At 71.5% G+C, this 22,367-nt stretch carries 16 protein-coding genes; 6 read left to right on the top strand and 10 right to left on the bottom strand.

Annotation, left to right across the window (positions count from 1 at the left end):
* Positions 1–102: 102 nt before the first annotated feature.
* The gene (locus tag AB0873_RS23755) at positions 103–1,038 is read right to left on the bottom strand and encodes a PfkB family carbohydrate kinase (protein WP_155331284.1); all 936 of its coding nucleotides are present in this window, start codon (positions 1,036–1,038) and stop codon (positions 103–105) included.
* Between the two features lie 384 nt (positions 1,039–1,422).
* Between AB0873_RS23755 and AB0873_RS23750 the strand changes: the two genes are divergently transcribed.
* On the top strand, positions 1,423–2,526 hold the full coding sequence (locus AB0873_RS23750; RefSeq protein ID WP_366602212.1) for a lytic polysaccharide monooxygenase: 1,104 nt from the start codon (positions 1,423–1,425) through the stop codon (positions 2,524–2,526).
* A 70-nt stretch (positions 2,527–2,596) separates the two neighbouring features.
* On the opposite strand, the gene asnB is transcribed toward AB0873_RS23750, so the two are convergent.
* Positions 2,597–4,558, bottom strand: coding sequence for an asparagine synthase (glutamine-hydrolyzing) (gene asnB / locus AB0873_RS23745; protein ID WP_155331282.1), 1,962 nt, complete (start codon positions 4,556–4,558; stop codon positions 2,597–2,599).
* Positions 4,559–4,736: 178 nt separating this feature from the next.
* Here asnB and AB0873_RS23740 point away from each other — a divergent pair, with 178 nt between their 5' ends.
* Together AB0873_RS23740 and AB0873_RS23735 are read left to right on the top strand one after the other, a co-directional pair.
* The gene (locus AB0873_RS23740) at positions 4,737–6,218 is read left to right on the top strand and encodes an aminopeptidase P family protein (protein ID WP_155331281.1); all 1,482 of its coding nucleotides are present in this window, start codon (positions 4,737–4,739) and stop codon (positions 6,216–6,218) included.
* A gap of 298 nt (positions 6,219–6,516) precedes the next feature.
* Positions 6,517–8,691 carry a hypothetical protein gene (locus tag AB0873_RS23735; protein ID WP_366602209.1) on the top strand — a complete coding sequence of 725 codons (2,175 nt, stop codon included), beginning with the start codon at positions 6,517–6,519 and terminating at the stop codon, positions 8,689–8,691.
* A gap of 85 nt (positions 8,692–8,776) precedes the next feature.
* Here the strand turns inward: AB0873_RS23735 and pulA are convergent, their stop codons facing one another.
* The 5 genes from pulA to AB0873_RS23710 form a co-directional block, all read right to left on the bottom strand.
* Positions 8,777–14,284 carry a pullulanase-type alpha-1,6-glucosidase gene (gene pulA, locus AB0873_RS23730; protein WP_366602207.1) on the bottom strand — a complete coding sequence of 1,836 codons (5,508 nt, stop codon included), beginning with the start codon at positions 14,282–14,284 and terminating at the stop codon, positions 8,777–8,779.
* 173 nt (positions 14,285–14,457) lie between these two features.
* Complete coding sequence (locus AB0873_RS23725) at positions 14,458–15,129, bottom strand: cellulose binding domain-containing protein (RefSeq protein ID WP_366602206.1); 672 nt, start codon at positions 15,127–15,129, stop codon at positions 14,458–14,460.
* An 85-nt stretch (positions 15,130–15,214) separates the two neighbouring features.
* Positions 15,215–15,874: a hypothetical protein gene (locus tag AB0873_RS23720; RefSeq protein ID WP_155331277.1), complete on the bottom strand. Its 660-nt coding sequence runs from the start codon at positions 15,872–15,874 to the stop codon at positions 15,215–15,217.
* A 194-nt stretch (positions 15,875–16,068) separates the two neighbouring features.
* Entirely contained in the window at positions 16,069–16,458 is a 390-nt protein-coding gene (locus AB0873_RS23715; protein WP_155331276.1) for a hypothetical protein, read from the bottom strand.
* A gap of 37 nt (positions 16,459–16,495) precedes the next feature.
* Positions 16,496–17,203 carry a hypothetical protein gene (locus AB0873_RS23710; protein ID WP_366602204.1) on the bottom strand — a complete coding sequence of 236 codons (708 nt, stop codon included), beginning with the start codon at positions 17,201–17,203 and terminating at the stop codon, positions 16,496–16,498.
* A gap of 159 nt (positions 17,204–17,362) precedes the next feature.
* Between AB0873_RS23710 and AB0873_RS23705 the strand changes: the two genes are divergently transcribed.
* The 3 genes from AB0873_RS23705 to AB0873_RS23695 all read left to right on the top strand — a co-directional run bounded on the left by AB0873_RS23705 (position 17,363) and on the right by AB0873_RS23695 (position 20,912).
* Positions 17,363–17,545, top strand: a complete 183-nt coding sequence (locus tag AB0873_RS23705) for a hypothetical protein (protein ID WP_155331274.1) — start codon at positions 17,363–17,365, stop codon at positions 17,543–17,545.
* A gap of 242 nt (positions 17,546–17,787) precedes the next feature.
* The gene (locus tag AB0873_RS23700) at positions 17,788–20,643 is read left to right on the top strand and encodes an aconitate hydratase (RefSeq protein ID WP_155331273.1); all 2,856 of its coding nucleotides are present in this window, start codon (positions 17,788–17,790) and stop codon (positions 20,641–20,643) included.
* 104 nt (positions 20,644–20,747) lie between these two features.
* The gene (locus AB0873_RS23695; protein WP_366602224.1) at positions 20,748–20,912 is read left to right on the top strand and encodes a type II toxin-antitoxin system VapC family toxin; all 165 of its coding nucleotides are present in this window, start codon (positions 20,748–20,750) and stop codon (positions 20,910–20,912) included.
* Between the two features lies 1 nt (position 20,913).
* Here AB0873_RS23695 and AB0873_RS23690 read toward each other — a convergent pair whose 3' ends face one another.
* From AB0873_RS23690 to AB0873_RS23680, 3 genes are read right to left on the bottom strand one after another with little or no spacing between them, the layout of a single operon-like run.
* Positions 20,914–21,516 carry an ATP/GTP-binding protein gene (locus AB0873_RS23690; RefSeq protein WP_155331270.1) on the bottom strand — a complete coding sequence of 201 codons (603 nt, stop codon included), beginning with the start codon at positions 21,514–21,516 and terminating at the stop codon, positions 20,914–20,916.
* Positions 21,497–21,883 carry a DUF742 domain-containing protein gene (locus AB0873_RS23685; protein ID WP_155331269.1) on the bottom strand — a complete coding sequence of 129 codons (387 nt, stop codon included), beginning with the start codon at positions 21,881–21,883 and terminating at the stop codon, positions 21,497–21,499. The genes AB0873_RS23690 and AB0873_RS23685 overlap by 20 nt, the downstream gene beginning before the upstream one ends.
* Before the next feature lie 5 nt (positions 21,884–21,888).
* Complete coding sequence (locus AB0873_RS23680) at positions 21,889–22,308, bottom strand: roadblock/LC7 domain-containing protein (protein ID WP_155331268.1); 420 nt, start codon at positions 22,306–22,308, stop codon at positions 21,889–21,891.
* Positions 22,309–22,367 lie beyond the last annotated feature (59 nt).

Genomic DNA, 22,367 nt, shown 5'->3' with positions numbered 1-22,367 from the left:
CGTTGATCATGGAGTTAGCGGGTGGTTTGGAGATCGAACCACCCGCTAACTCCATGATCAACGGGGACGGGGGGGCGGGGGTGGGGGGTACCGCGCGTGCCGTCAGCCGGCGAAGCGGTTGACCACCTCGGCGCGGGAGGGCATCGCGGTGGCGCCGCCCCGCGACTCGCAGACGAGACCGGCGACCCGGAGCGCGAAGGCGACCCGCTCGTGCCACCCGGCCGGCTCCACGGGCTCGCCGTCGGCGAGGAGGTCCGCGACGAGCGCCCCCATCACCGCGTCGCCGGCGCCGGTCGCGTCCACCGCGTCGACCTTCGGCGCGGGTACGCGTACCGGATCGCCACCGGCGGGGGCGACCACCGCGCCGGCGGCGCCGAGGGTGACCACGACGGTGCCGGCGCCCAGCTCGCGCAGGTACGCGGCGACGCCCTCGACCGGCTCGCCAGGGTAGAGCAGGGCGGCGTCGGCGCTGCTCAGCTTGACCAGGTGGGCGCCGGCGGCGAACTCGGCCACCACCGCCCGCAGCCCGTCCAGCGCCGCCGGCCCGGCGAGCAGCCGGGGCCGGACGTTCGGGTCGAACACCCGCAGGCCGGTGGCGAGGGACCAGGCGTGGCGGGCGGCGGCGAGCGTCGCCGGGTGCAGCAGGACGATCGAGCCGCAGTAGGCGACGCCCGCACCGGCCACCAGGTCGGCGTTCAGGTCGTCGACGGTGAGCAGCGCGTAGGAGGGCGGCTCCCCGTAGAAGCGGAAGTCCGGCTCGGGACCGGTGTAGGTGGCCACCGCGAGCGCGGTCGGCGCCGGCGCGGTGACCGCGCCGGCCAGGCCGACGCCGGAGCGGCTGAGGAAGTCACGGATGCGGGCGGCCAGTGCGTCGTCGCCCAGCGACCCGACGAACTGGACCTCGCCGCCGAGCCGCGCCACGGCGACCGCCACGTTGAGCGGCCCGCCGCCGACGGCCTGCCGGTAGACCGGCTCGCCGTCCCACTCGGCGTCGAGGAGGTCGACCAGCGCCTCGCCGAGCACCACCGCGTATCCCATCCGGTCCTCCGTCCGCCGAACCCTTCCGCGCCCACCGTAGCCGGGTCGGAGGGTCCCCACTCGGCGGCTGCGCCGCAGCAGGCCACCTCCTGATGATCCGGGCGCCGGGGCGGCCCGTTCGACACATCGAGCAACGGCTATTGCACCGGGCCGGTCGTCCGTGATGGGATGGCGCATGCCGGGCGGTGCGGGGGCTGCCGCACCGCCGGCGCCGGGACATCACGCGAGGGCACCGGTCCGCGAGGCGGACCGCTGCGGCGCGCGTGCCCGCATCTCCTGCCGCACGCCCGCCGCGACCGTCGTGACCGCTCGTCGCCGCGGGCCGGCCGTGCCGCCCGCGCGTCACCCGCGGGGCGGTCCGCGCCCCGCGAGTCAGGAGTACCCGTGTCCCACCGTTCCCGTACGGCCGCGCTGCTCACCGCGGCCGCGACCCTCCTCGTGGGCGCCGTCGCGCTCACCGCCGGTCCCGAGCCGGCCGCCGCCCACGGTGCCGCCATGACGCCGGGCAGTCGGACCTTCCTCTGCTGGAAGGACGGCCTGACGGCCACCGGAGAGATCCGCCCGAACAACCCCGCCTGCGCCGCCGCGGTGGCCCAGAGCGGGGCGAACTCGCTCTACAACTGGTTCAGTGTGCTGCGCTCCGACGCGGGCGGCCGAACCGTCGGCTTCATCCCGGACGGCCAGCTCTGCAGCGGCGGCAACTCCGGGTTCCGCGGCTACGATCTGGCCCGCACCGACTGGCCGCTGACCCACCTGACGGCCGGCCGGACGATGGAGTTCCGCTACAGCAACTGGGCGCACCACCCGGGCACCTTCTACTTCTACGTCACCAAGGACAGCTGGAGCCCGACCCGTCCGCTGGCCTGGAGCGACCTGGAGGAGCAGCCGTTCCTCACCGTCACCAACCCGCCGCAGCGGGGCGCGGTGGGCACCAACGACGGCCACTACTACTTCACCGGCGCGCTGCCGGCCAACAAGAGCGGCCGGCACATCATCTACTCGCGGTGGGTCCGCTCGGACAGCCAGGAGAACTTCTTCGGCTGCTCGGACGTGACGTTCGACGGCGGCAACGGTGAGGTGACCGGGATCGGTTCCGGCGGCACCACCCCACCGCCGAACCCGACCACGCCGCCGCCCAACCCCACCACTCCCCCGCCGAACCCCACCACCCCGCCGCCGCACAGCGGCGACTGCATGGCGGTCTACAAGGTGGTCAACTCGTGGTCCGGCGGCTTCCAGGGCGAGGTCGAGATCATGAACCACACCACCTCGACCTGGTCGGGGTGGACGGCCACCTGGACCTGGCCCAGCGGGCAGACGATCACCCAGGTCTGGAACGGGACGCACACCGGTTCCGGGTCGTCGGTGACCGTGACCAACGCGTCGTACAACGGCACGCTGGCACCCGAGGGAAGAACCACGTTCGGTTTCCTCGCCAACACCACCGGCACCAACACCCTCCCGACGGTCACCTGCACCGGTCGCTGACGCCCGGGGCCGGGTTAAGAAGGGCCCCCTGCCATGCACCAGGCGTTAACAGGGGGCCCTTCCTTACACCTCAGCGGACCATGCTGCCCACCACGGGCTTGGTGAGCAGGGCGGACTGGTTGCGCTGGATGCCCGGGTCGAGGGTCTTCGCGACGAAGATCGCGTGCCAGATGCAGAAGATGAGCACCGTCCACACCTTGCGGGAGTGGTCCGCCTCCTCCCGCTTGTGCTCCTCGAGCAGGCGCAGCGCGTACGACAGGTCCAGCAGGTCGCCCGCGCCGGAGGTGGCCAGCACGTGCCGGGCCCACTCGTACATCTCGCCGCGCAGCCAGACCCGGGTCGGCGTGGGGAAGCCCAGCTTCTTCCGGTTGACGATGGCCGGCGGCACGACCCCCTGCAGCGCCTGGCGCATCGCGTACTTCGTGGCGTCGGAGCGGGGCGGGAGCTTCAGCTCGACCGGGATCTTCGACGCGACCTCGAAGACCTCGCGGTCGAGGAAGGGCACCCGCACCTCCAGCGAGTGCGCCATCGAGATCCGGTCGGCCTTGACCAGGATGTCGCCGCGCAGCCAGGTGTAGAGGTCGACGTACTGCATCTTGGTGACGTCGTCGAGCTCCGTGCACTCGGCGTAGATCGGGGCGGTGACGTCGGTGTAGCGCACCGAGGGGTCGTACCGGCGCAGCAGCTGCTGCTTCTCCTCCTCGGTGAACATCCGCGCGTTGCCGTAGTACCGCTCCTCGATCGGGGTGGTGCCGCGCTCCAGGAAGCTCTTGCCCTTGACGCCCTGCGGGATGGCCTTGGACACCGCCCGCAGCCCCTTCTGCACGCCGCCGGGCAGCCCGTTGACCGTGCTGAGCGAAAGCGGCTCCCGGTAGATCGTGTAGCCGCCGAAGAACTCGTCCGCGCCCTCGCCGGAGAGCACCACGGTGACGTGCTCCGCGGCCTTCTTCGCCACGAAGTACAGCGGCACCAGCGCCGGGTCGGCGACCGGGTCGTCCAGGTGCCAGACGATCTTCGGAAGCGCCTCGATCATGTCCTGCGGCCCGATCTTGGTCGGGATCGTGGTCACGTCGAGGTGGCGGGCCGACTCCTGGGCGACGTCGATCTCGGAGTAGCCGGGGACGTCGTAGCCGACCGTGAAGGTCAGGATGTTCGGGTTGAACTCGCGGGCGAGGGCCACCACCGCGGTGGAGTCGATGCCGCTGGACAGGAACGAGCCGACCGGCACGTCCGAGCGCATGTGCATCCGGACGCTCTCCCGCAGCGTCTCCCGGATCTCGTGGTAGAGCTTCTGCTCGTCCGGGACCGGGGCGGGCCGGAAGACCGGCCGGTACCAGCGGCGGACGTCGATGCGACCGCCCGGCGTCCAGGTCAGGTACTCGCCGGAGCCGATCCGGCGGATGCCCTGGTGCAGGGTGCCCGGCTCGGGCACGTACTGGAGGGTCAGGTAGTGACTGAGGTTCGCCGTGTCGATGCCGGCGTCACCGGCGTAGTTGGCCGGTGCGAACGGCAGCAGTGCCTTCTTCTCGGAGGCGAGGTAGAGGCCGTCGGCGGTCTCCAGGTAGTGCAGCGGTTTGATGCCGAAGTAGTCCCGGCCGCCGAACGCGCGCCGCTCCTGCCGGTCCCAGATGACGAACGCGAACATGCCCCGCAGCCGCGTGAGCACCCGCTCACCCCAGTAGTGGTAGCCGGCGACGATCACCTCGCCGTCGCCCGCCGTGGCGAACTGCGCGCCGAAGTCGCGGGCCAACTCCTCCCGCAGCTCGATGTAGTTGTAGATCTCGCCGTTGAAGGTCAGCAGGTAGCGCCCGTTCGCGTACGGCAGCGGCTCGTGGCTGGAGGCCACGTCGATGATCGCCAGCCGCTTGTGGGCGAACACCCCGTCCGCGTACCGGCCGGTCGCGTCGCCGACCACCTCGACCCCGGTCTCGTCCGGGCCGCGGTGGTGTAGGCATTCCAACGCCCCGGCGATGTGGTCGCGGTGGGCGGCGGCGTCGCCGCGCGCGCTGAAGAAGGCCAGGAGTCCGCACATGGTCGTCATCTTTCCACGCGTCCGTCACAGCCGTCGCGGCCGTCCGGCGAACCTGCCGGACGGCCGGGCCGCCCAGCCGCGACCGGTCGGCGTCGACGGCCCGGCACCCGGCGGGTCCCCGCCGGCACCGGCGCGCGGTACCGTCGGGGCCAGCAACGACGCGAGAGGGAGCGGGACCATGACCGAGGAGCGCACCGACACCAGACCCGCGGACGGCACCGAGTCGCACGACCCGGACTTCCCGGAGGCGTTCCTGGCGTTCATGCGGCAGGGCTGGCGGGACACCACGCTGCCGGTCGGTCCGCGCCCCGAGGTGCCGAACTACGCCAAGCGCCGCGCCGCGCTCTCCGCGGCCTTCCCGGGCGAGACCCTGGTGATCCCGACCGGCGGCGAGAAGGTACGCGCCAACGACACCGACCACCGGTTCCGGCCGGGCAGCGACTTCGTGTACCTGACCGGCGACCACGACCCGGACAGCGTGCTCGTGCTGCGGCCGAACGGCTCGGGCCACGACGCCACGCTGTACATGCGGCCCCGGTCGTCGCGGCTGACCGACGAGTTCTTCCGCAGCCGGCACGGCGAGCTGTGGGTCGGCCGGCGGCACACCCTGGCCGAGAAGTCGGCCGAGCTGGGCCTGCCCACCGCGGACCTCACCGAGCTGGACGGGGTGCTGGCCGACCTGGCGCCGGCCCGCACGCGGGTGCTCCGCGGCTTCGACTCCGGCGTCGACGCGGCCGTGCGCCCGTACGACGGCCCGCGCGAGGAGGGCCAGCCGGCCCGCGACCGGGAGCTGGCGATCACCGTCGCGGAGCTGAAGCTGGTCAAGGACGAGTGGGAGATCGCCCAGCTCCAGGACGCGATCGACGCCACGGTCCGCGGCTTCGAGGACGTCGCCCGGGCGCTGCCGGCCGACCGGGCCGTGTCCGAGCGGCTGCTGGAGGGGATCTTCGCCCTGCGGGCCCGGCACGACGGCAACGACGTCGGCTACGGCTCGATCGTCGGCGCCGGCGAGCACGCCACGATCCTGCACTGGGTGCACAACCACGGCGCCACCCGTCCGGGTGAGCTGCTGCTGATGGACATGGGCGTCGAGAACCGCCACCTCTACACCGCCGACGTGACCCGCGTGCTGCCGGTGGACGGCCGGTTCACCGCGCTCCAGCGGCAGGTCTACGACATCGTGTACGCGTCCCAGCAGGCCGGCATCGACGTCATCAAGCCCGGCGTGAAGTTCAAGGACGTGCACCTGACCTGCATGCGGGTGCTCGCCGAGGGGCTGGCCGACCTGGGGCTGCTGCCGGTGAGCGTGGACGAGGCGATGGACGAGAAGTCGACGGTCTACCGCCGCTGGACGCTGCACGGATTCGGGCACATGCTCGGCATCGACGTGCACGACTGCTCGAACGCCCGCAAGGAGATGTACCGCGACGGCACGCTCGGCGAGGGCTACGTGCTCACCGTGGAGCCGGGTCTGTACTTCCAGCCCGAGGACGAGCTGGTCCCCGAGGAGCTGCGCGGCATCGGCGTCCGGATCGAGGACGACGTCCTGGTCACCGCGACCGGCGCGGTGAACCTGTCCGCCGGTCTGCCCCGGACCGCCGACGACGTGGAGCGGTGGCTGGCAGAGCAGCGGGAGGCGGGTCCGCGCCTGCCGGGCTGACCCGCCCGTAACGACCACGGCGGGCCCCGCCGCCAGCGTCTGCGACGTTTCTCGTCGTCTGGATGCCGGTGGTGGGGCCCGCCGTCGTTTGCGCTGCTCACGCCCCACCGGGCGGGACGTCCGCACTCCCGCTGTCCGGACCCACCCCGTACCCAATGTGGGGTTTTTTCAGATACGCGCTCATAGTGAAGAACTCTCCCATACGGTGTTGTTTGCCAGCTACAACCGATTTGTAGCGGAGGTTGCCTCGCCACGGCGAAGCGACCTTGTCGGTACAAGGAGAGGACAGAGAGCTCCGATGTCCAACAACCTTCGCAATAACGATGACCCGACCCGCGACAAGAACTCACCGTTCCGCCGGCGCGGGCTCTGGTTCGTCACCGGCGTCGCCAGCCTCACCGGGGCGGTGAGTCTCGCCAGCGTCGCGTACGCCACGACGGGCGTGACCGGCTCGCACCGGGTGACCGACGTCAAGTGGTCCACCGCCCAGGTGGTCAGCGACAACGACAAGGACAAGGGCAAGGACGACAAGGGCAAGGACGACAAGGGCCACGACGACAAGGGCAAGGGCCACGAGGACAAGGGCAAGGACGACAAGGACTGGGACAAGGACTGGGACAAGGACAAGGACAAGGGCAAGGACGGCAAGGGCGACCACGGCAAGGTGCGGGAGGTGGCCTGCGACGACGACGAGTTGATCGAGGCCCTGGACCTGGCCAACCGTGACGACGGCGGCACGCTGAAGTTGGCCAAGGACTGCACCTACGAGCTCGACGAGTTCGACAAGAAGGACGAGGCGGGCCTGCCGACGATCAAGCAGGACATCAAGATCGAGGGCAACGGCGCGACGATCAAGCGCGACTCGAAGGACGGGTTCCGGATCTTCCGGGTGGCCGACGGTGGTGACCTGACCCTGAAGGACGTCGCGGTCAAGAACGGCGCCGCCGGCGACGAGAAGCCCCGGCACCACGACAACGGCAGGCACGACGACAAGGGCAGGCACGACGACAAGGGCAGGCACGACGACAAGGGCAAGCACGACGACAAGGGCAAGCACGAGTCGCCGCGGGCCAACGGCTACCAGGGCGGTACCGGTGGCGGCGCTCCGGCCCCGGCGCCCGCTCCGGCGACCGCGAAGCCGACGGCTGCCCAGCTGGCGGAGGCCAAGCTGGCGGCTGCCCTGAAGGAGGCTGTCCAGAAGGCGGCCGCCAAGAAGGCCGCCGCGGTGCCGGCGCAGGGCGGTCAGTCGTCGGGCGGCAACGGCTGGAACGGCGGCAACGGCAAGGACTCCGGCGACCGGCAGGGCAAGGACCGCAAGGACTGGAACGACAAGGACGACAAGGAGCACGAGGGCGACGGCGGCGGTCTGCTGATCGAGCGGGGCGGCAGCGCCCACCTCGTGAACACCAAGTTCTTCCTCAACAGCGCCGAGAACAACGGCGGCGCGGTCGCCAACTTCGGCCGGCTCAAGGTCGAGAGCAGCATCTTCGACAACAACCACGCCGGCAAGGACGGCGGCGCCATCTTCAACGCCGGTGTCCTCAAGGTCTCGGGGTCCCACGACGGCAAGGGCGGCGAGTCCCGCATCACCAACAACACCGCCGGCAAGAACGGCGGCGGCGTGGCCAACGGTCACGGTGAGGAGGACAAGAAGAAGCACGACGACAAGAAGAAGCACGACTGGAACGGCAACGGCCACGACCGTCACGACGACAAGGACGACAAGGACGGCAAGGACGGCAAGGCCGGCACCGTCGAGATCGAGAAGACCCTCATCGAGGGCAACACCGCCAAGAAGAACGGCGGCGGCCTGTTCAGCAACGACGGCTTCGTCGAGGTCCGCTGGAGCTTCGTCAAGAACAACACCGCCGGCGAGAACGGCGGCGGCATCTACGCCGTCGACACCGTCCTGACGGTCAAGGAAAGCAAGATCGAGAAGAACAAGGCCCACAAGGACGGCGGCGGCATCTACAACGTCAACAGCGACGAGAAGGACCGCAACCGCACCACGTCCTGGAACAAGGACGACAAGAACGACAAGGACGAGGAGAAGCGGGGCAGCGCCACCGTCACCGACAGCGAGATCCTCGAGAACAGCGCCGGCCGCTTCGGCGGTGGCATCTTCAACGGCAAGCCGATCGAAGAGCACAACGGCCAGCCGTCCCCGAGCAACTGGTCCAACGACAAGAACAAGGACCACGACGACTTCGGGGCCTCCCTGGTCCTGCGCGACAGCAAGGTCAAGGAGAACTTCGCCGGCAAGAACGGCGGCGGCATCTACAACAACAAGGGCAAGGTCACGCTCTCCGAGACCAAGGTCACGAAGAACAAGGCCGACAACGGCGACGAGCACAACAAGATCGCCGGTGGTGTCTTCAACAACGATGGCAAGGTCAAGCTCGACGACGAGTCCACCATCACCGACAACGACCCCACCAACTGCGCCAAGACCGTCGAAGACTGCTTCAACTGAGCGCGTCGAAGCGCTCTGGGGAACAGCCGGACGGAAAAGGTCGGCCCCCTGCCACCGGAGGTGGCAGGGGGCCGCACCATGCGAACTAGCGCTGCACGAAGACCGCCACGCTGCGGGCGGGCACCGTGAAGGTGCCGCTCGACCGGTCGAACGAGGCCGTCCGCAGCGCCTCGTCGGCGGAGGTCCGCAGCACCGGGTGCAGCGCCACGTCCGCCCCGCGCAGGCCGGTGACCTGCTGGGTCGCCGTCACCGTGGTGGCGTTGAAGACCACCGTGACCGACTTCCAGCGCCCGTCGAGGCCGCGACCGTCCAGCGTCATGGTCAGCACACCGGGGGTCTCCGCCGTGCCGGACAGCGGGAACGCCACCCGCTTCTGCACCTGCTCGGCCGTGGCCAGCCCGAAGACCGGCGACGACGCCCGGATCGCCAGCAGCTCCGCGTACCGGGCGTCGGTCAGGTCGATCGCCGCGCAGTCCGGCACCAGCTTCGGGTCCGCCAGCAGGGGCTTCGCGTACGGCCACTTGTCCTTGTTGTCCTGCTCCGGCGGGAGGCCGGCGCCGAACCCGTTGCCCTGGCTGCAGTCCCAGCGGACTTGGTTGAACCAGTCCCCGGAGTTGTACGAGTTGCGGTCCAGCGACTTCGACCGCAGGCGCTCGGTGCCGGTGGTGACGAAGCCGGTGCCCTGGCCCATCACGACGGTGCTGAGCGCCAGCACCTGCATCCGGGCGCGGTCCACCGCCGCCGTGTCCTGCGGCAGCTTGTACGCCAGCGCGTCGTACAGGATCTCGTTGTCGTGCGCGTCGACGTACGTGACGGCCTCCCCGGGCGCGGCGGTGTACCCGGCGGGCGACCCGTTGTAGTCCACCTGGGCGCCGGTGACCTGCCGCCCGGCGGAGTCGGTGAACCGGTAGCCGCGCAGGTTGCCGGCGAGGCCCACCTTGATCAGGTCGTGCTGGTGCAGCAGCCGGGCCCGCTGGTCGGCCGCCGACCCGTTGACCGGATCCCCGTTGGGGTCGGTGAACAGCCCGGAGGCGAAGCCCTGCTGGCGCGGGTTGGCGTCGAACGGACCGCCGCCGCGCACCGCGTCGCGGAGCCGGTCGTTGAACGTGCCGATCCCGGTGCCGGCCATGTTGACCTGGGTGGCCTGGACGAACCGGACGTCGTTGGCGACCTCGCCGAAGTTCCAGCCCTCGCCGTAGAGCAGGATCTTCCGCCCGTCCACGCCGTCCCGCGCGACGGTCAGCTCGTCCAGCGCCGCCCGCACGGCCAGCATGTTCGCCTTGGGGTGGTGACCCATCAGGTCGAACCGGAAGCCGTCCACCTTGTACGCCTTCGCCCAGGTGACCACCGAGTCCACCACGAGCTTGCCCATCATGGCGTGTTCCGGGGCGGTGTTGGCGCAGCAGGTCGAGTTGGCGACGGTGCCGTCCTCCAGCAGCCGGTGGTAGTAGCCGGGCACGATCTGGTCCAGCACCGACTTCGGGTCGGTGCCCGCCGCGGAGGTGTGGTTGTAGACCACGTCCATCACCACACGCAGCCCGGCCGCGTTCACCCCGGCGACCATCTGCCGGAACTCGGTGGTGCGCGCCGCGCCGGCCGGGTCGACGGCGTAGCCACCCTCGGGCACGGTGTAGTGCAGCGGGTCGTACCCCCAGTTGTAGCCGTCGGTGTCGGCCACCGCGGCGATGCACTTCTGCTGCTCGTCCGAGTCCGGCGGCAGCTTCGCCAGGTCGCAGGGCGGCTGTTTCTGGTCGGCGCGGCGCTCGGGGATCGTGGCGAAGTCGAACGCCGGCAGCAGGTGCAGGTGGGTGACTCCGGCGTCGCCGAGCGCCGTCAGGTGCTTCATGCCGGCGGTCGCCGGGTCGGTGAAGGCGAGGAAGGTGCCGCGACGCTCGGCCGGGACGGTGCTGTCGGCGATGGAGAAGTCCCGTACCGACAGCTCGGAGATCTGCACCTTCGTCGACGGCACCGCCGCCGGCTTGCGCAGGCCGGCCCAGCCCGCCGGCGCGAGCCGCGGGTCGGCCAGGTCGACGATCTGGCTGTGCGTGGAGTTCGGTGCGAGCGCCAGCGAGTACGGATCGGTCACCGACGCGGTGACCACCTTCTGCGCCGCCGGCTGCCACGCCTCCACCTGGTAGCGGTAGTACTTCCCGGCCCACGAGCGGGACCCGCGCACCGACCACACGCCGGTCCGGTCGTCCCGGCGCATCGCGAGGGTACGCGGCTGCGCCGTCGGCGCGTCGAACAGCTGCAACGACACCGTCCGGGCGGTCGGCGCCCACAGTGCGAGCGTCGGGACGTTGCCGGTGAAGGTCGGGCCGAGACGCGCCCCGGTCGACCGGGAGTAGACGTCGTCGAGCACACCCGGGATCTGCACGCCGGTGGCGGCGAGCAGCGCGCCCTCGGCGTCCCGTTCGGTCAGCACGAGCTGCCCGCGTAGCGCCGCCGGCACCTTGGCCAGGTCCCGCCGGTCCAGCGTGAACGTCTGGTACGCCCACAGGTGCGGGAACCGGTCCCGCTGCGCCTCGGTCAGCCCGTTGCGCTGTGCCCGTAGCGGGATCGTCGTGTACGTCCCGGCCAGCTCGCCGTCGGCGACGGTCACCCCGCCGGTTGCCGCGGCCACCAGGGCGTACGTCTTGCCGTCGGTGGGGCCGGTCGGCCAGGCGAGGGTGGCGCGGTCGATCCAGTGCGCCTTCTGCTTGGTCAGGTCGATGTCCTTCGCGGTGCCGGTGGTGGCGGCCGGCAGCAGCCGGCCGCGCGTGCCGGCGAGCAGCCACACCTCGCGTCCCGCGCTGGCGAAGTCCAGGCGCTGGTCCTCGGGCAGGTCCTTCTCGTCTCCCTTGTGGATGATGTAGCTCAGCCCGGTGGCCCCGGCCGCGAGCGGCACCCGGAACTCGGCCCCGAACGAGTCGACGCGGGTCGGCGGCATCGGGTTCGCCCAGTCGGTCGGGCTGGCCGCGCCGTCCCACAGGTGCAGGCCCCAGCCGTCGTAGTTGCCGTCGGCCCGCCGGTAGTGGAGGACGGCCGTGCCCTCCTCGACGACCGGGTCCGGCTCACCGGTGGCCGCCTGCCGGGTGGGGTGGATCGTCGGGTCGCCGGCCTTCAGCCAGACCTCGCCGGTCTTCGTCACGTCGACCGTGCGGTCCTGCTCGACGTCCTTGGTGCCGTTCCTGTCGACCACGAGGAAACCCACCGACTTCGCGCCGGGCTTGAGTTTCACCCAGGCGAACCGACCGTAGGAGTCCGCACCGGCGAACGGCTGCCCCTTGGGCCACTCGGTCAGGTACGCGGGGTCGATGTCGCCCCAGGCGTAGAGGCCCCAGTCGTCGTACCCGCCGGCCGGTCGCTGGTAGTGCACCACCAGCCAGTCGCGGGCGGCGGCCTGCGTGGGCGTGCCGACGACGGCGGTGGTGCGGGCGGTGGCGGTTCGCCCCTTCCCGTCCCGGACCACGGCCTTGTACTCGATCTTCGTCCCGCCGGCCAGGCCGGCCAGGTCGTGGTGCACGGTGTACGGGGCGCGGTCCGCCGACCCGAGCAGTGTCCACTTGCCGCCGGCGACGCGGGCCGCCACCGTGACGGTGGCCAGCGGGTCGCCGGCCACCTGGGCGGTGACCGCGGCCCGGGTGGGGACCGGCGTGTCCGCCTCGGGCGCGGTGATGCTGACGGTGGGCGCCGCCGACGGGAGCGCGATCGGCGTGCCGGCCCGGTGCACGACGGCCGACAGCGCCGGCACGGTGATGGTGAGCTTGCCGTCCCCGCCGGCCACCGGTGCGGTGGTGGTGCCGTAGACGCCGCCGAAGGTGGCGCCGGCCGACCAGGTGTCCACGGTGACAGTCTGCGGGGTGGTCGCGTTGTTCACCGCGACGACGTACTCGGTCCGCTGCTTCCGGTCGACGCGGGAGGCCGCGAAGACGCCCGGCCCGTCGGCGGCGTGCCGGGTGACCTGGACGCCGTCGCGCAGCGCCGGGTGCTCCTGGCGCAGCCGGCCCAGCTCGGCGATCGTCCGGTAGATCGGATGCGCCGGGTCGAACTGGTCGGCGGCGTGGGTGCGGTCGGTGCCGAGCAGGTCGTCGTCGAGGTAGTCGGCGGTCTTCGAGGCGAACATGTCCTGCCGGGCGTCCTTGTCGCCGCCGGCGCCGGTGAAGCCCTGCTCGTCGCCGGAGTAGATCACCGGCTGACCGCGGGTGAGGAACATCAGCTCGTGGGCGAGCTGGTCGCGGCGCAGGTGGGTGGCGGCGTCCGTGCCGCCGCCCGCGATGAACGCGCCGATGCGGCCCATGTCGTGGTTGCCGAGGAAGGTGGTGAGCCGGTTCGCGTCGGTGTCCCGCGCGTGGTAGAGGTCATCGCGGGCGTACACGTCGGCGAGGGCCTTGGCGGAGCCGGCGCCCGAGACGAAGCCCTTCGCGGCGTCCTGGAAGGGGAAGTCGAGGGTGGCGGGCAGGCCGCCCCGGCGCACGTACGTCGAGGTGATCTCCGGGTCGGCGCTGTAGACCTCGCCGAACATGAAGAAGTCCTGCTTGCCCGCCCGGTCCGCGGCCTGCTCGACGCCCTGGCTGAACTGGGGCCAGAACTCCAGGTTCGAGTGCTTGACGGTGTCGATCCGGTAGCCGTCGACGCCGGTGGTGCGCACCCAGTCGGAGTAGATCTTCGTCATGCCGCGCACGACCTCGGGGCGCTCGGTCCACAGGTCGTCGAGGCCGACGAAGTCGCCGTACTCGCTGTTCTCCCCGACGAAGGTCGAGTCGCCCCGGTTGTGGTACATGGTCGGGTCGTTCAGCCACGCCGGGACCTTGACCTTCGCGTCGGCCGGGGTCTCGAAGGCCGGCGTGTACGGGAAGGACTTCGTGTTCACCTCGGGGAAGTCGCGGGTGCCGTCGGCGTAGTGGCGGTCCTCGAAGGGCCGGCCCTGCGCGTCCCGGTACGGGGACGTCTTCTTGTCGACGTAGGCGTACTTGTCCTCGGCGTACCGGATGACGTCCGCGGTGTGGTTGACGATGATGTCCAGGTAGACCTTCATGCCGCGCCCGTGCGCGAGCCGGACCAGCCGCTTCAGGTCGTCGTTGCTGCCGAAGTGCGGGTCGACCTGGGTGAAGTCGGTGATCCAGTAGCCGTGGTAGCCGGCAGAGGCGTCCTTCCCCTCGCCCTGCACGGGGCGGTTCTTGAACACCGGCGCCAGCCAGATGGCGGTCGTGCCGAGCCCCTGGATGTAGTCCAGCCGGTCCATGACGCCCTTGAGGTCGCCGCCGTGGTAGAAGCCCTTGTCCGCCGGGTCGTGCCCGGTCTTCAGCCGGTCGCCGGTGAGGCCGCCCCGGTCGTTGCGCGGGTCGCCGTTGGCGAAGCGGTCCGGCAGGACGAAGTAGAACTGCTCGGCGCGGGCCTCGCGGTCACCGGCGGCGAGCAGGGCCGCGGCGGAGGGCTCGGTGCCCCACTGGGCCGCACCGGCGGCGGCGAGCGGATCGACGGGTGCGCCCGCGCCGCGACCGCTGGCGTCGGCGCCGAGCTGGTGTACGGCGACCGGAGCGCCGACGAGGGTGAGGGTCAGGAGGGAGACGAGGGCGAGCAGAGCCTTGCGCGGTATCGGCGGGGGTTTCATCGACGGCCTTCCTCTGGTCGCTGATTCGCCCGCACGCTAGCCCTTGCCGAAACATTCTGCAATACCTTGCAAACAGAGTCGCAACAAAGCAGTCTGCTTGCAGCAACCTTTCCGTCACGCGGGCCGGAAGAGCCGGTCCGCCGCGACCGTGTGCACGTGTCCGAGGTGGATCGTCAGCCGAGGACGCAGGGCACGCCGTCGACCGTGCAGCCGGTCGGGCGGGATTCCGTCCGTTCCATGTGGAAGCGCAGCGTGGCACTGCCGCCCGGAGCCACGTCGACGCCGCTGCGGTAGGTGAAGCCACCCTCGGTGGGGGTCGCCTTGCCCTGCTCGGTGCCCTCGACCCAGGCGGTCACGAACCGCCCGCCGGCGTACGTCAGCCGCACGGTCCAGCCGCGCCGCTCCGCCGACCCGTTGCATACCAGGATCTCGCCGATGAACCCGCCGTCGAAGGAGTTCACCACCCGGTAGCGGCCGGTCGTCCCGGCCGGCGGCGGTGGCGACGTGGGGTGGGCGGCGCGGCTGGTGACACCCGGCGTGGGGTGCGGGGGCCTCGCGACGCCCGTGGTGGGCTGGACCGACGTGCGCGGGGACAGCCCGGGCTGGACCGCCCCGGTCGGAGACGGGGCGGCCGACGACGACGGCGGCGGCGCCTCCGGCAGGAGCAGCGGCGGCGCGGGCGGGGCCGGTGCCGTGTCGGCGCCGCTGCGGCTTCGGTACGCGCCGAGCGCGATGACCAGCAGCACGATCATGACGACCACCCCGGCGGCCACCAGGATCCACGGAGAGGACACGATGGCGGCGGTGGCGCGGGACGACCGCGGGGCACGACGCAGGCCGGACATGTCCCTCCTCAGCGAGCCGTCCGGCAAGCGTAGCCACCGACCAGGTCGGACGGTTCCGGCCCGGCCACGCCCGCCGGGAACCCCGTCATTCGATGACGCAGTCGGCGTCGTTGACCGTGCACCGGTCGGGCTCCGTGTCGGCGCCGTCATGGCTGATCCACAGGTGGAACCGCTCGGCCTCCCCCGCGCCGACGGGCCCCGTGCCGCGCAGCACGTACCGGCCACCGCCCTCGGCCGACACGGAGACCCCGGACCTCCCGTAGACCCGGAAGCTGTCGATGTCGCCGGTGAACGTCAGTTCCACGCGCCAGTCCCGAGCCTCGCCCGTCCGGTTGCGGACGACCAGCTCGGCTTCGAACGAGTCGCGGTGCCGGTCGGTCACCTCGTACCGCGCGGTGACCTGGCCGGCGGAGGCGTCGCCGCCCCCCACGAGCGGGCTGGGCGGGACCGGGGAGCTCGCCGTGGCCGGCGGGGTGGACCTGGTCCGGGTCGGCCTGGGCACCCGCGTGGCCGTGGTGGTCGCGGACGCGGACGCCGTGGGGGACGCGGCCGCCGTCGCGGACGCGGGCGCCGGTGACGGGTACGCCGACGCCGCGGCGGCCGGCGTCGGCAGGACCAGCGGCGGCGCCGGCGGCGGCGCGGCATGCCGTTCGGACCCGCGGAACGACAGCAGCGCCATCACGAGCAGCACCACCAGCAGCACGACACCGGACAGCACGACGATCCACGGGACCGACGCCAGCACCCTGGATGTGGTTCGCCCATTGGTGTCCCCGGCCGGCTGCACTGACATCGGGCCCCCCTCATCGAACCGCCGCGCCAGCGTAGCCACCGACCGCCACCGGCGGAACGGCCCGTCCCCGGAACCGGCCGACCGGGCAGCGGGCGGCCGACGACAGGTGGTCGCCCGGCGACCGTCGGTCCCTCGGGCTCGGGCGGTCAGGCCACGCGGATGACGGTGCAGATGGCCGGCCCGTCGTCCGTGGAGCGCACCAGGTAGCGGTAACGCTCCCCCGGGACCCGGCGGCCCTGGCTGTCGAGGAACTCCCACTCGACGGCGACCATGGTGAGCAGCGCCGACACCTGCTGCACATCCTCGATGGTCGCGTGCGCCGCGACGAGTTCGCGCTCCTGGTAGTCGGGTGCGGCGCCCACGAAGGACAGCGCCACCGCCGCCGGCGAGGTGAACGAGAAGCTGTACGTGTCGGCGACCACGAGCCCGGGCAGGGCGTAGCAGCCGGTCAGGGCCGGCACGTCGCCGGCGGTCAGTGCCGCGCCGTACCGCCCGAAGAAGTCGGTCAGGGCGTCGAGTTCGGTGGAAGCCGTCACGCGGATGGGAATTGCCTGCGCGGGACTGACCCAAACCTCAACGCGGTGGTATGCGCACCTCGATCTCCGCCCCGAGCCGTGCGCCACCGGCAAGGCCGAGGTCGTCCCCGCTCCAGAAGCGGCCCGGGTCGTACCAGTTCGGACGCCGGCCGGGCGGGAGCAGCCCCATGGCCTCGTAGGTGACCGCGACGACCTCCGCGCAGTACGCCGTCTCCAGCCGGTGCTCGGGCACGGGGGCGCGGCCCCGGTCGTCCGCCGACCGGCCGTTCGGCGGGTCCCCGCGGCCGGGGCCGAGCGGCCCCCGCTGGCCGGGTAGCCGGACCGCCGGCGCCCGCCCCCGCAGCCATCGCCAGGCGAGTTGGGCGGTGGACGGGAACGGGGTGCCGTCGAGGCGGGCGATCGTCCGCAGCACCGCCTTCTCCATCTCCGCGTCGGCCGGCGGCTCCAGTTGGCGCAGCCAGCCCCGCTGCCCGTACCGGTTGGCCCAGACGCAGACCGCGTCGCGCAGGTCGTGCAGTTGCACGCCACGCTGGTGCGTGCCCGACCACAGGTCCGGCAACGACCGGCCCAGCTCGGCGTGCCACATCAGCGGCGGCATGTCGTCCAGGACCACCGCCATGCCGACGTGGTTGACCGGGCTGTTGGTGGTGAGCTGGATGGCCCGGTCCGGCACGCTGCGACCTCGGAACACCCACACGTCACCGGTGCGGGTCAGCTCCACGGCCTCGTCCAGGTCGAGACTCATGCCGGCGCTCCCGACCGCTCCGCGCCGGCCCGCGGCGCCACCGCGCCGCACCGGTGACCCGCCGGCCGGCGCTCGCCCGGGTGGCCCGATCCGAACCGCCGCGCCGGACACGCGGGCGCGACGCCGATATGCACGCTCATGAGCACCTACCCTAGGCCGATGCGGAAGAGGATGCGGTGGTGGAAGGTGCTCGGACTGGCGGGGCTGGCCGGCGTGGCGGCGTCCGGTGTGGTCATCGCCCGCGCGGAGCGGCGGCGCCGGGCGTACACGCCCGAGGAGATCCGGGCCCGGCTGCGGGACCGGCACGCGGAGGCGACGGTCACTCCCCGCGACGAATCCTGACCCACCCGTCGCCCGGCCGCGCGCGTCCTGGGTGACAGAGGCCCACGGCAGGTCGCACTCCGCGCCGTCGTCGGGCACCGGCACCGCGACCTAGCGCTACCCGAGTGGATCACACGAGGTTGCGCGAATAGCAAGACGGACGTACGGTTTTGTTGAGCATCCGCCCCGGGTAAGTGTTGCCTAAGCACGGCACCCTCCCGGCCGGTGCGACAGACTGCTCAGGACTACTCACGGTCGCTGGTGTGAAGGAGTACGACGTGGCGAGCCTCGACACCTTCGGTGCGAAGACCCAGCTACGCGTCGGAGACGCGAGCTACGAGATTTTCAAGATCAGTAAGGTGGAGGGCCACGAACGGCTCCCCTACAGCCTGAAGATCCTCCTGGAGAACCTGCTCCGGACCGAGGACGGCGCGAACATCACCGCCGACCACATCCGCCAGCTCGGCGCGTGGGAGCCGACCGCCGACCCGAGCGTCGAGATCCAGTTCACCCCGGCGCGGGTGCTCATGCAGGACTTCACCGGCGTACCGTGCGTCGTCGACCTGGCCACCATGCGCGAGGCCGTCCGCGACCTCGGCGGCGACCCCACCAAGGTGAACCCGCTCGCCCCGGCCGAGCTGGTCATCGACCACTCGGTCATCGCCGACCTGTTCGGCCGTGAGGACGCGTTCCAGCGCAACGTCGAGCTGGAGTACGAGCGCAACAAGGAGCGCTACCAGTTCCTGCGCTGGGGCCAGACCGCGTTCAACGAGTTCAAGGTGGTGCCGCCGGGCACCGGCATCGTGCACCAGGTCAACATCGAGTACCTGGCCCGTACGGTGATGGAGCGGGGCGGCCAGGCGTACCCGGACACGGTCGTCGGCACCGACTCGCACACCACGATGGTCAATGGCCTGGGCGTGCTCGGCTGGGGCGTCGGCGGCATCGAGGCCGAGGCCGCGATGCTCGGGCAGCCGGTGAGCATGCTCATCCCGCGGGTCGTCGGCTTCAAGCTCTCCGGCGAGATGCCGGCCGGCACCACCGCCACCGACCTGGTCCTCACGATCACCGAGATGCTGCGCAAGCACGGCGTGGTCGGCAAGTTCGTCGAGTTCTACGGCCCCGGCGTGGGCGCGGTGCCGCTGGCCAACCGGGCCACCATCGGCAACATGTCCCCGGAGTACGGCTCGACCGTCGCGATCTTCCCGATCGACGCCGAGACCGTCCGCTACCTCGAGCTGACCGGCCGGGACCCGCAGCAGGTCGCGCTCGTCGAGGCGTACGCCAAGGAGCAGGGCCTCTGGCACGACCCGGCCGCCGAGCCGGAGTACTCGGAGCGCCTGGAGCTCGACCTGAGCACCATCGAGCCGTCCCTCGCCGGCCCGAAGCGCCCGCAGGACCGAGTGCCGCTGGGCAGCGCCAAGACGCTGTTCCGCTCCGCGCTGACGGACTACGTGGCGGCCGACGAGACCGGCGGCGACCGGGACCGCAAGGCGGGCGTGCCGCAGCTGGAGAAGCCGTTCGGCGTGGCGGGCCACGCCGACGAGGCCAGCGCCGAGTCCTTCCCCGCCAGCGACTCCCCGGCCAACGGGGTGATCGACCCGGCCGACGCCCCGCGTGACCTGGAGACCGCGGCGGTGGGCTCCGGCGGCCGGATGACCAACCCGGTCCGGGTCACCGGCGCCGACGGCACCGAGTTCGAGCTGGACCACGGCGCGGTGGTGATCGCCGCGATCACCTCCTGCACCAACACCTCCAACCCCCAGGTGATGATCGGCGCGGCCCTGCTGGCCCGCAACGCGGTCGAGAAGGGCCTGAGCCGCAAGCCGTGGGTGAAGACCACCCTCGCGCCCGGCTCGAAGGTCGTCATGGACTACTACGAGCGGGCCGGCCTCACGCCGTACCTGGAGAAGCTGGGCTTCCACCTGGTCGGCTACGGCTGCACCACCTGCATCGGCAACTCCGGCCCGCTGCCGGAGGAGATCTCCGCCGCGGTCAACGAGAACGACCTCGCGGTCGTCTCGGTGCTCTCCGGCAACCGGAACTTCGAGGGCCGGATCAACCCGGACGTCAAGATGAACTACCTGGCGTCGCCGCCGCTGGTGGTCGCGTACGCGCTGGCCGGCACGATGGACATCGACCTGGCCAACGAGCCGATCGGCGAGGACAGCCAGGGCAACCCGGTGTTCCTGCGGGACATCTGGCCGAACACCGCCGAGATCCAGGACGTCATCGCCTCGGCGATCGGCGCCACCGGCTTCAGCTCGGCGTACGCGGACGTCTTCGCCGGCGACGCGCGGTGGCAGTCGCTGCCGACGCCGACCGGTGACACGTTCGCCTGGGAGGGCGAGTCGACGTACGTCCGCAAGCCCCCGTACTTCGAGGGCATGGAGCGGGAGCCGAAGGCGGTCGGTGACATCACCGGCGCTCGCGTGCTGGCCAAGCTGGGCGACTCGGTGACCACCGACCACATCTCCCCGGCCGGCTCGATCAAGGCCGACTCGCCCGCCGGCCGGTACCTCGCCGAGCACGGCGTGCCGCGCCACGAGTTCAACTCGTACGGCTCCCGGCGGGGCAACCACGAGGTGATGATCCGGGGCACGTTCGCCAACATCCGGCTGCGCAACCAGCTGGTGCCCGGCGTCGAGGGCGGCTTCACCGTCAACCACCTCACCGGCGAGCAGACGACCATCTACGACGCCTCGGTGGCCTACCAGGAGGCCGGTATTCCGCTGGTCGTCCTGGCCGGCAAGGAGTACGGCTCCGGCTCGTCGCGGGACTGGGCGGCCAAGGGCACGATGCTGCTGGGCGTGCAGGCCGTCATCGCCGAATCGTACGAGCGGATCCACCGCTCGAACCTGATCGGTATGGGCGTCCTCCCGCTCCAGTTCCCGGCTGGCGAGACCGCCGAGTCGCTGGGCCTCACCGGCACCGAGACGTTCTCGATCGCCGGGGTCACCGCGCTGAACGACGGCGAGACCCCGCGGACCGTCAAGGTCACCACCGACACCGGTGTGGAGTTCGACGCGGTCGTCCGCATCGACACCCCGGGCGAGGCGGACTACTACCGGCACGGCGGCATCCTGCAGTTCGTGCTGCGCCGCATGATCGCCAGCTGACCCACCACGCGAACGGGCCCTTCCCCGACTCGGGGGAAGGGCCCGTTGCCGTACCGGCCGGCCCGCTACTGCCCTGCGACCCCCGAGCGGACTAACCTCTTAGCCTGCCGATCCGCCACGAACACGCCGTCACCGCGGCCACCCTGCCGCCCATCCACCGCGACCCGTTCGACCGCATGCTGATCGCCCAGGCTCGGCACGCCGGTCTCACCCTCGCGACCCGGGACGTCCGGATCCAGAAGTACGACGTGCCGATCCTGGCGGTGTGAGTCAGCCGGCGTCGCGGCGGGCTTCGAGGGTCTTCATGGCGTGCTCCATCAGGGTGATGAGCACCTCCTTGCCGGACTTCCGCTGCCGGGCGTCGCAGAGCAGGACGGGCACGTCCGGGTCGAGATTGAGCGCGGCCCGCACCTCGTCGAGCTGATACGCCCGGGCGCCCTCGAAGCAGTTCACCGCCACCACGAACGGGGTGCCCCGCCCCTCGAAGTAGTCGATCGAGGGGAAGCAGTCGGCCAGCCGCCGGGTGTCCGCCAGCACCACCGCGCCGATCGCACCCAGCGACAGTTCGTCCCAGACGAACCAGAACCGGTCCTGACCCGGGGTGCCGAACAGGTAGAGCACCAGGTCGTCGCTGATGGTGATGCGGCCGAAGTCCATCGCGACGGTGGTGGTGGTCTTGCCCTCCACACCGGACAGGTCGTCGATGCCGACCCCGGTCTCGGTCAGCACCTCCTCGGTGCGCAACGGGCGGGTCTCGCTGACCGCGCCGACCAGCGTCGTCTTGCCCGCGCCGAAGCCACCCGCGATCAGGATCTTGATCGCGGTGGGCAGGGGCGTCGCTCCCGCCGACCGCTCAGAGGGCCCGAAGTCCATTGATAACCGCCTCGAAAACGCTGTTGTCGGGAAGGCCGGCCGTCACCCGCGGCTCGCGTACCTGCACGAGGTTGCGGGCCACCAGGTCACCGAGCAGGACGCGGACGGTGCCAACCGGTAGGTCCAGGTGAGCGGCGATCTCCGCGACGGACTGCATGCGCTGGCAGAGCGCCACGATCGCCAGGTGTTCCGGGCCCAGGCCGATCTCCGGAGTCACGTCCACCCGGGTGGCGGTCACGAGGGAGATCAGGTCGAACGTGCCGGCGACCGGGCGGGCCCGGCCGCGCGTCACCGCGTACGGGCGCACGACCGGCCCGGCGTGGTCGTCGACCCATTGGTGCTCCGCCGACTCTCCCTGCACCGTCATCGCCGCTACTTTCCGCCGGCCGGCTGCTCGGCGCGCGACGGCGACGCGACGTACTTGCCGACCCGGGTGACCAGCATCGCCATCTCGTACGCGATCAGCCCCACGTCGGCGTCCTCGGTGGCCAGGACCGCGAGGCAGGCGTTGCGGCCGGCCGCTGTGACGAACAGGAACGACGACTGCATCTCGATGATCGTCTGCTGCACCTGCCCGCCGCCGAAACGCTTCCCGGCACCGCGCGCGAGGCTCTGGATGCCGGCGGCCATCGCCGCCAGGTGCTCCGCGTCGTCCCGGGTCAGCCCACGGGAGGACGCCATCAGCAGGCCGTCTGTCGACAACGCGACCGCGTGCTCGGCCTGCTTGACCCGGCCGACCAGATCGTCCAGCAACCACGTCAGGTCGGCCGTCGAAGCCGTCTTCTGCGTCACTCGTCGCCCTCTTCTTTCCCGGCTCTGTCCGCCGGCTCGTCTTCGGCTGGCTGTCACGC

This window comes from Micromonospora sp. NPDC047707 (assembly GCF_040704235.1).
GTDB lineage: Bacteria > Actinomycetota > Actinomycetes > Mycobacteriales > Micromonosporaceae > Micromonospora.
The sequence above is the reverse complement of the archived record's forward strand: the minus strand, read 5'-3'. Positions and strand labels throughout refer to the sequence as shown.

What these genes read in the sequence shown, in the direction of transcription:
- AB0873_RS23755 (WP_155331284.1), bottom strand. Translation starts at nt 1,038, where the DNA reads ATGGGATACGCGGTGGTGCTCGGCGAGGCGCTGGTCGACCTCCTCGAC.
- asnB (WP_155331282.1), bottom strand. Translation starts at nt 4,558, where the DNA reads ATGTGCGGACTCCTGGCCTTCTTCAGCGCGCGCGGCGACGCCGCCGCC.
- AB0873_RS23740 (WP_155331281.1), top strand. Translation starts at nt 4,737, where the DNA reads ATGACCGAGGAGCGCACCGACACCAGACCCGCGGACGGCACCGAGTCG.
- AB0873_RS23735 (WP_366602209.1), top strand. Translation starts at nt 6,517, where the DNA reads ATGTCCAACAACCTTCGCAATAACGATGACCCGACCCGCGACAAGAAC.
- pulA (WP_366602207.1), bottom strand. Translation starts at nt 14,284, where the DNA reads ATGAAACCCCCGCCGATACCGCGCAAGGCTCTGCTCGCCCTCGTCTCC.
- AB0873_RS23725 (WP_366602206.1), bottom strand. Translation starts at nt 15,129, where the DNA reads ATGTCCGGCCTGCGTCGTGCCCCGCGGTCGTCCCGCGCCACCGCCGCC.
- AB0873_RS23710 (WP_366602204.1), bottom strand. Translation starts at nt 17,203, where the DNA reads ATGAGTCTCGACCTGGACGAGGCCGTGGAGCTGACCCGCACCGGTGAC.
- AB0873_RS23705 (WP_155331274.1), top strand. Translation starts at nt 17,363, where the DNA reads ATGCGGAAGAGGATGCGGTGGTGGAAGGTGCTCGGACTGGCGGGGCTG.
- AB0873_RS23690 (WP_155331270.1), bottom strand. Translation starts at nt 21,516, where the DNA reads ATGGACTTCGGGCCCTCTGAGCGGTCGGCGGGAGCGACGCCCCTGCCC.
- AB0873_RS23685 (WP_155331269.1), bottom strand. Translation starts at nt 21,883, where the DNA reads ATGACGGTGCAGGGAGAGTCGGCGGAGCACCAATGGGTCGACGACCAC.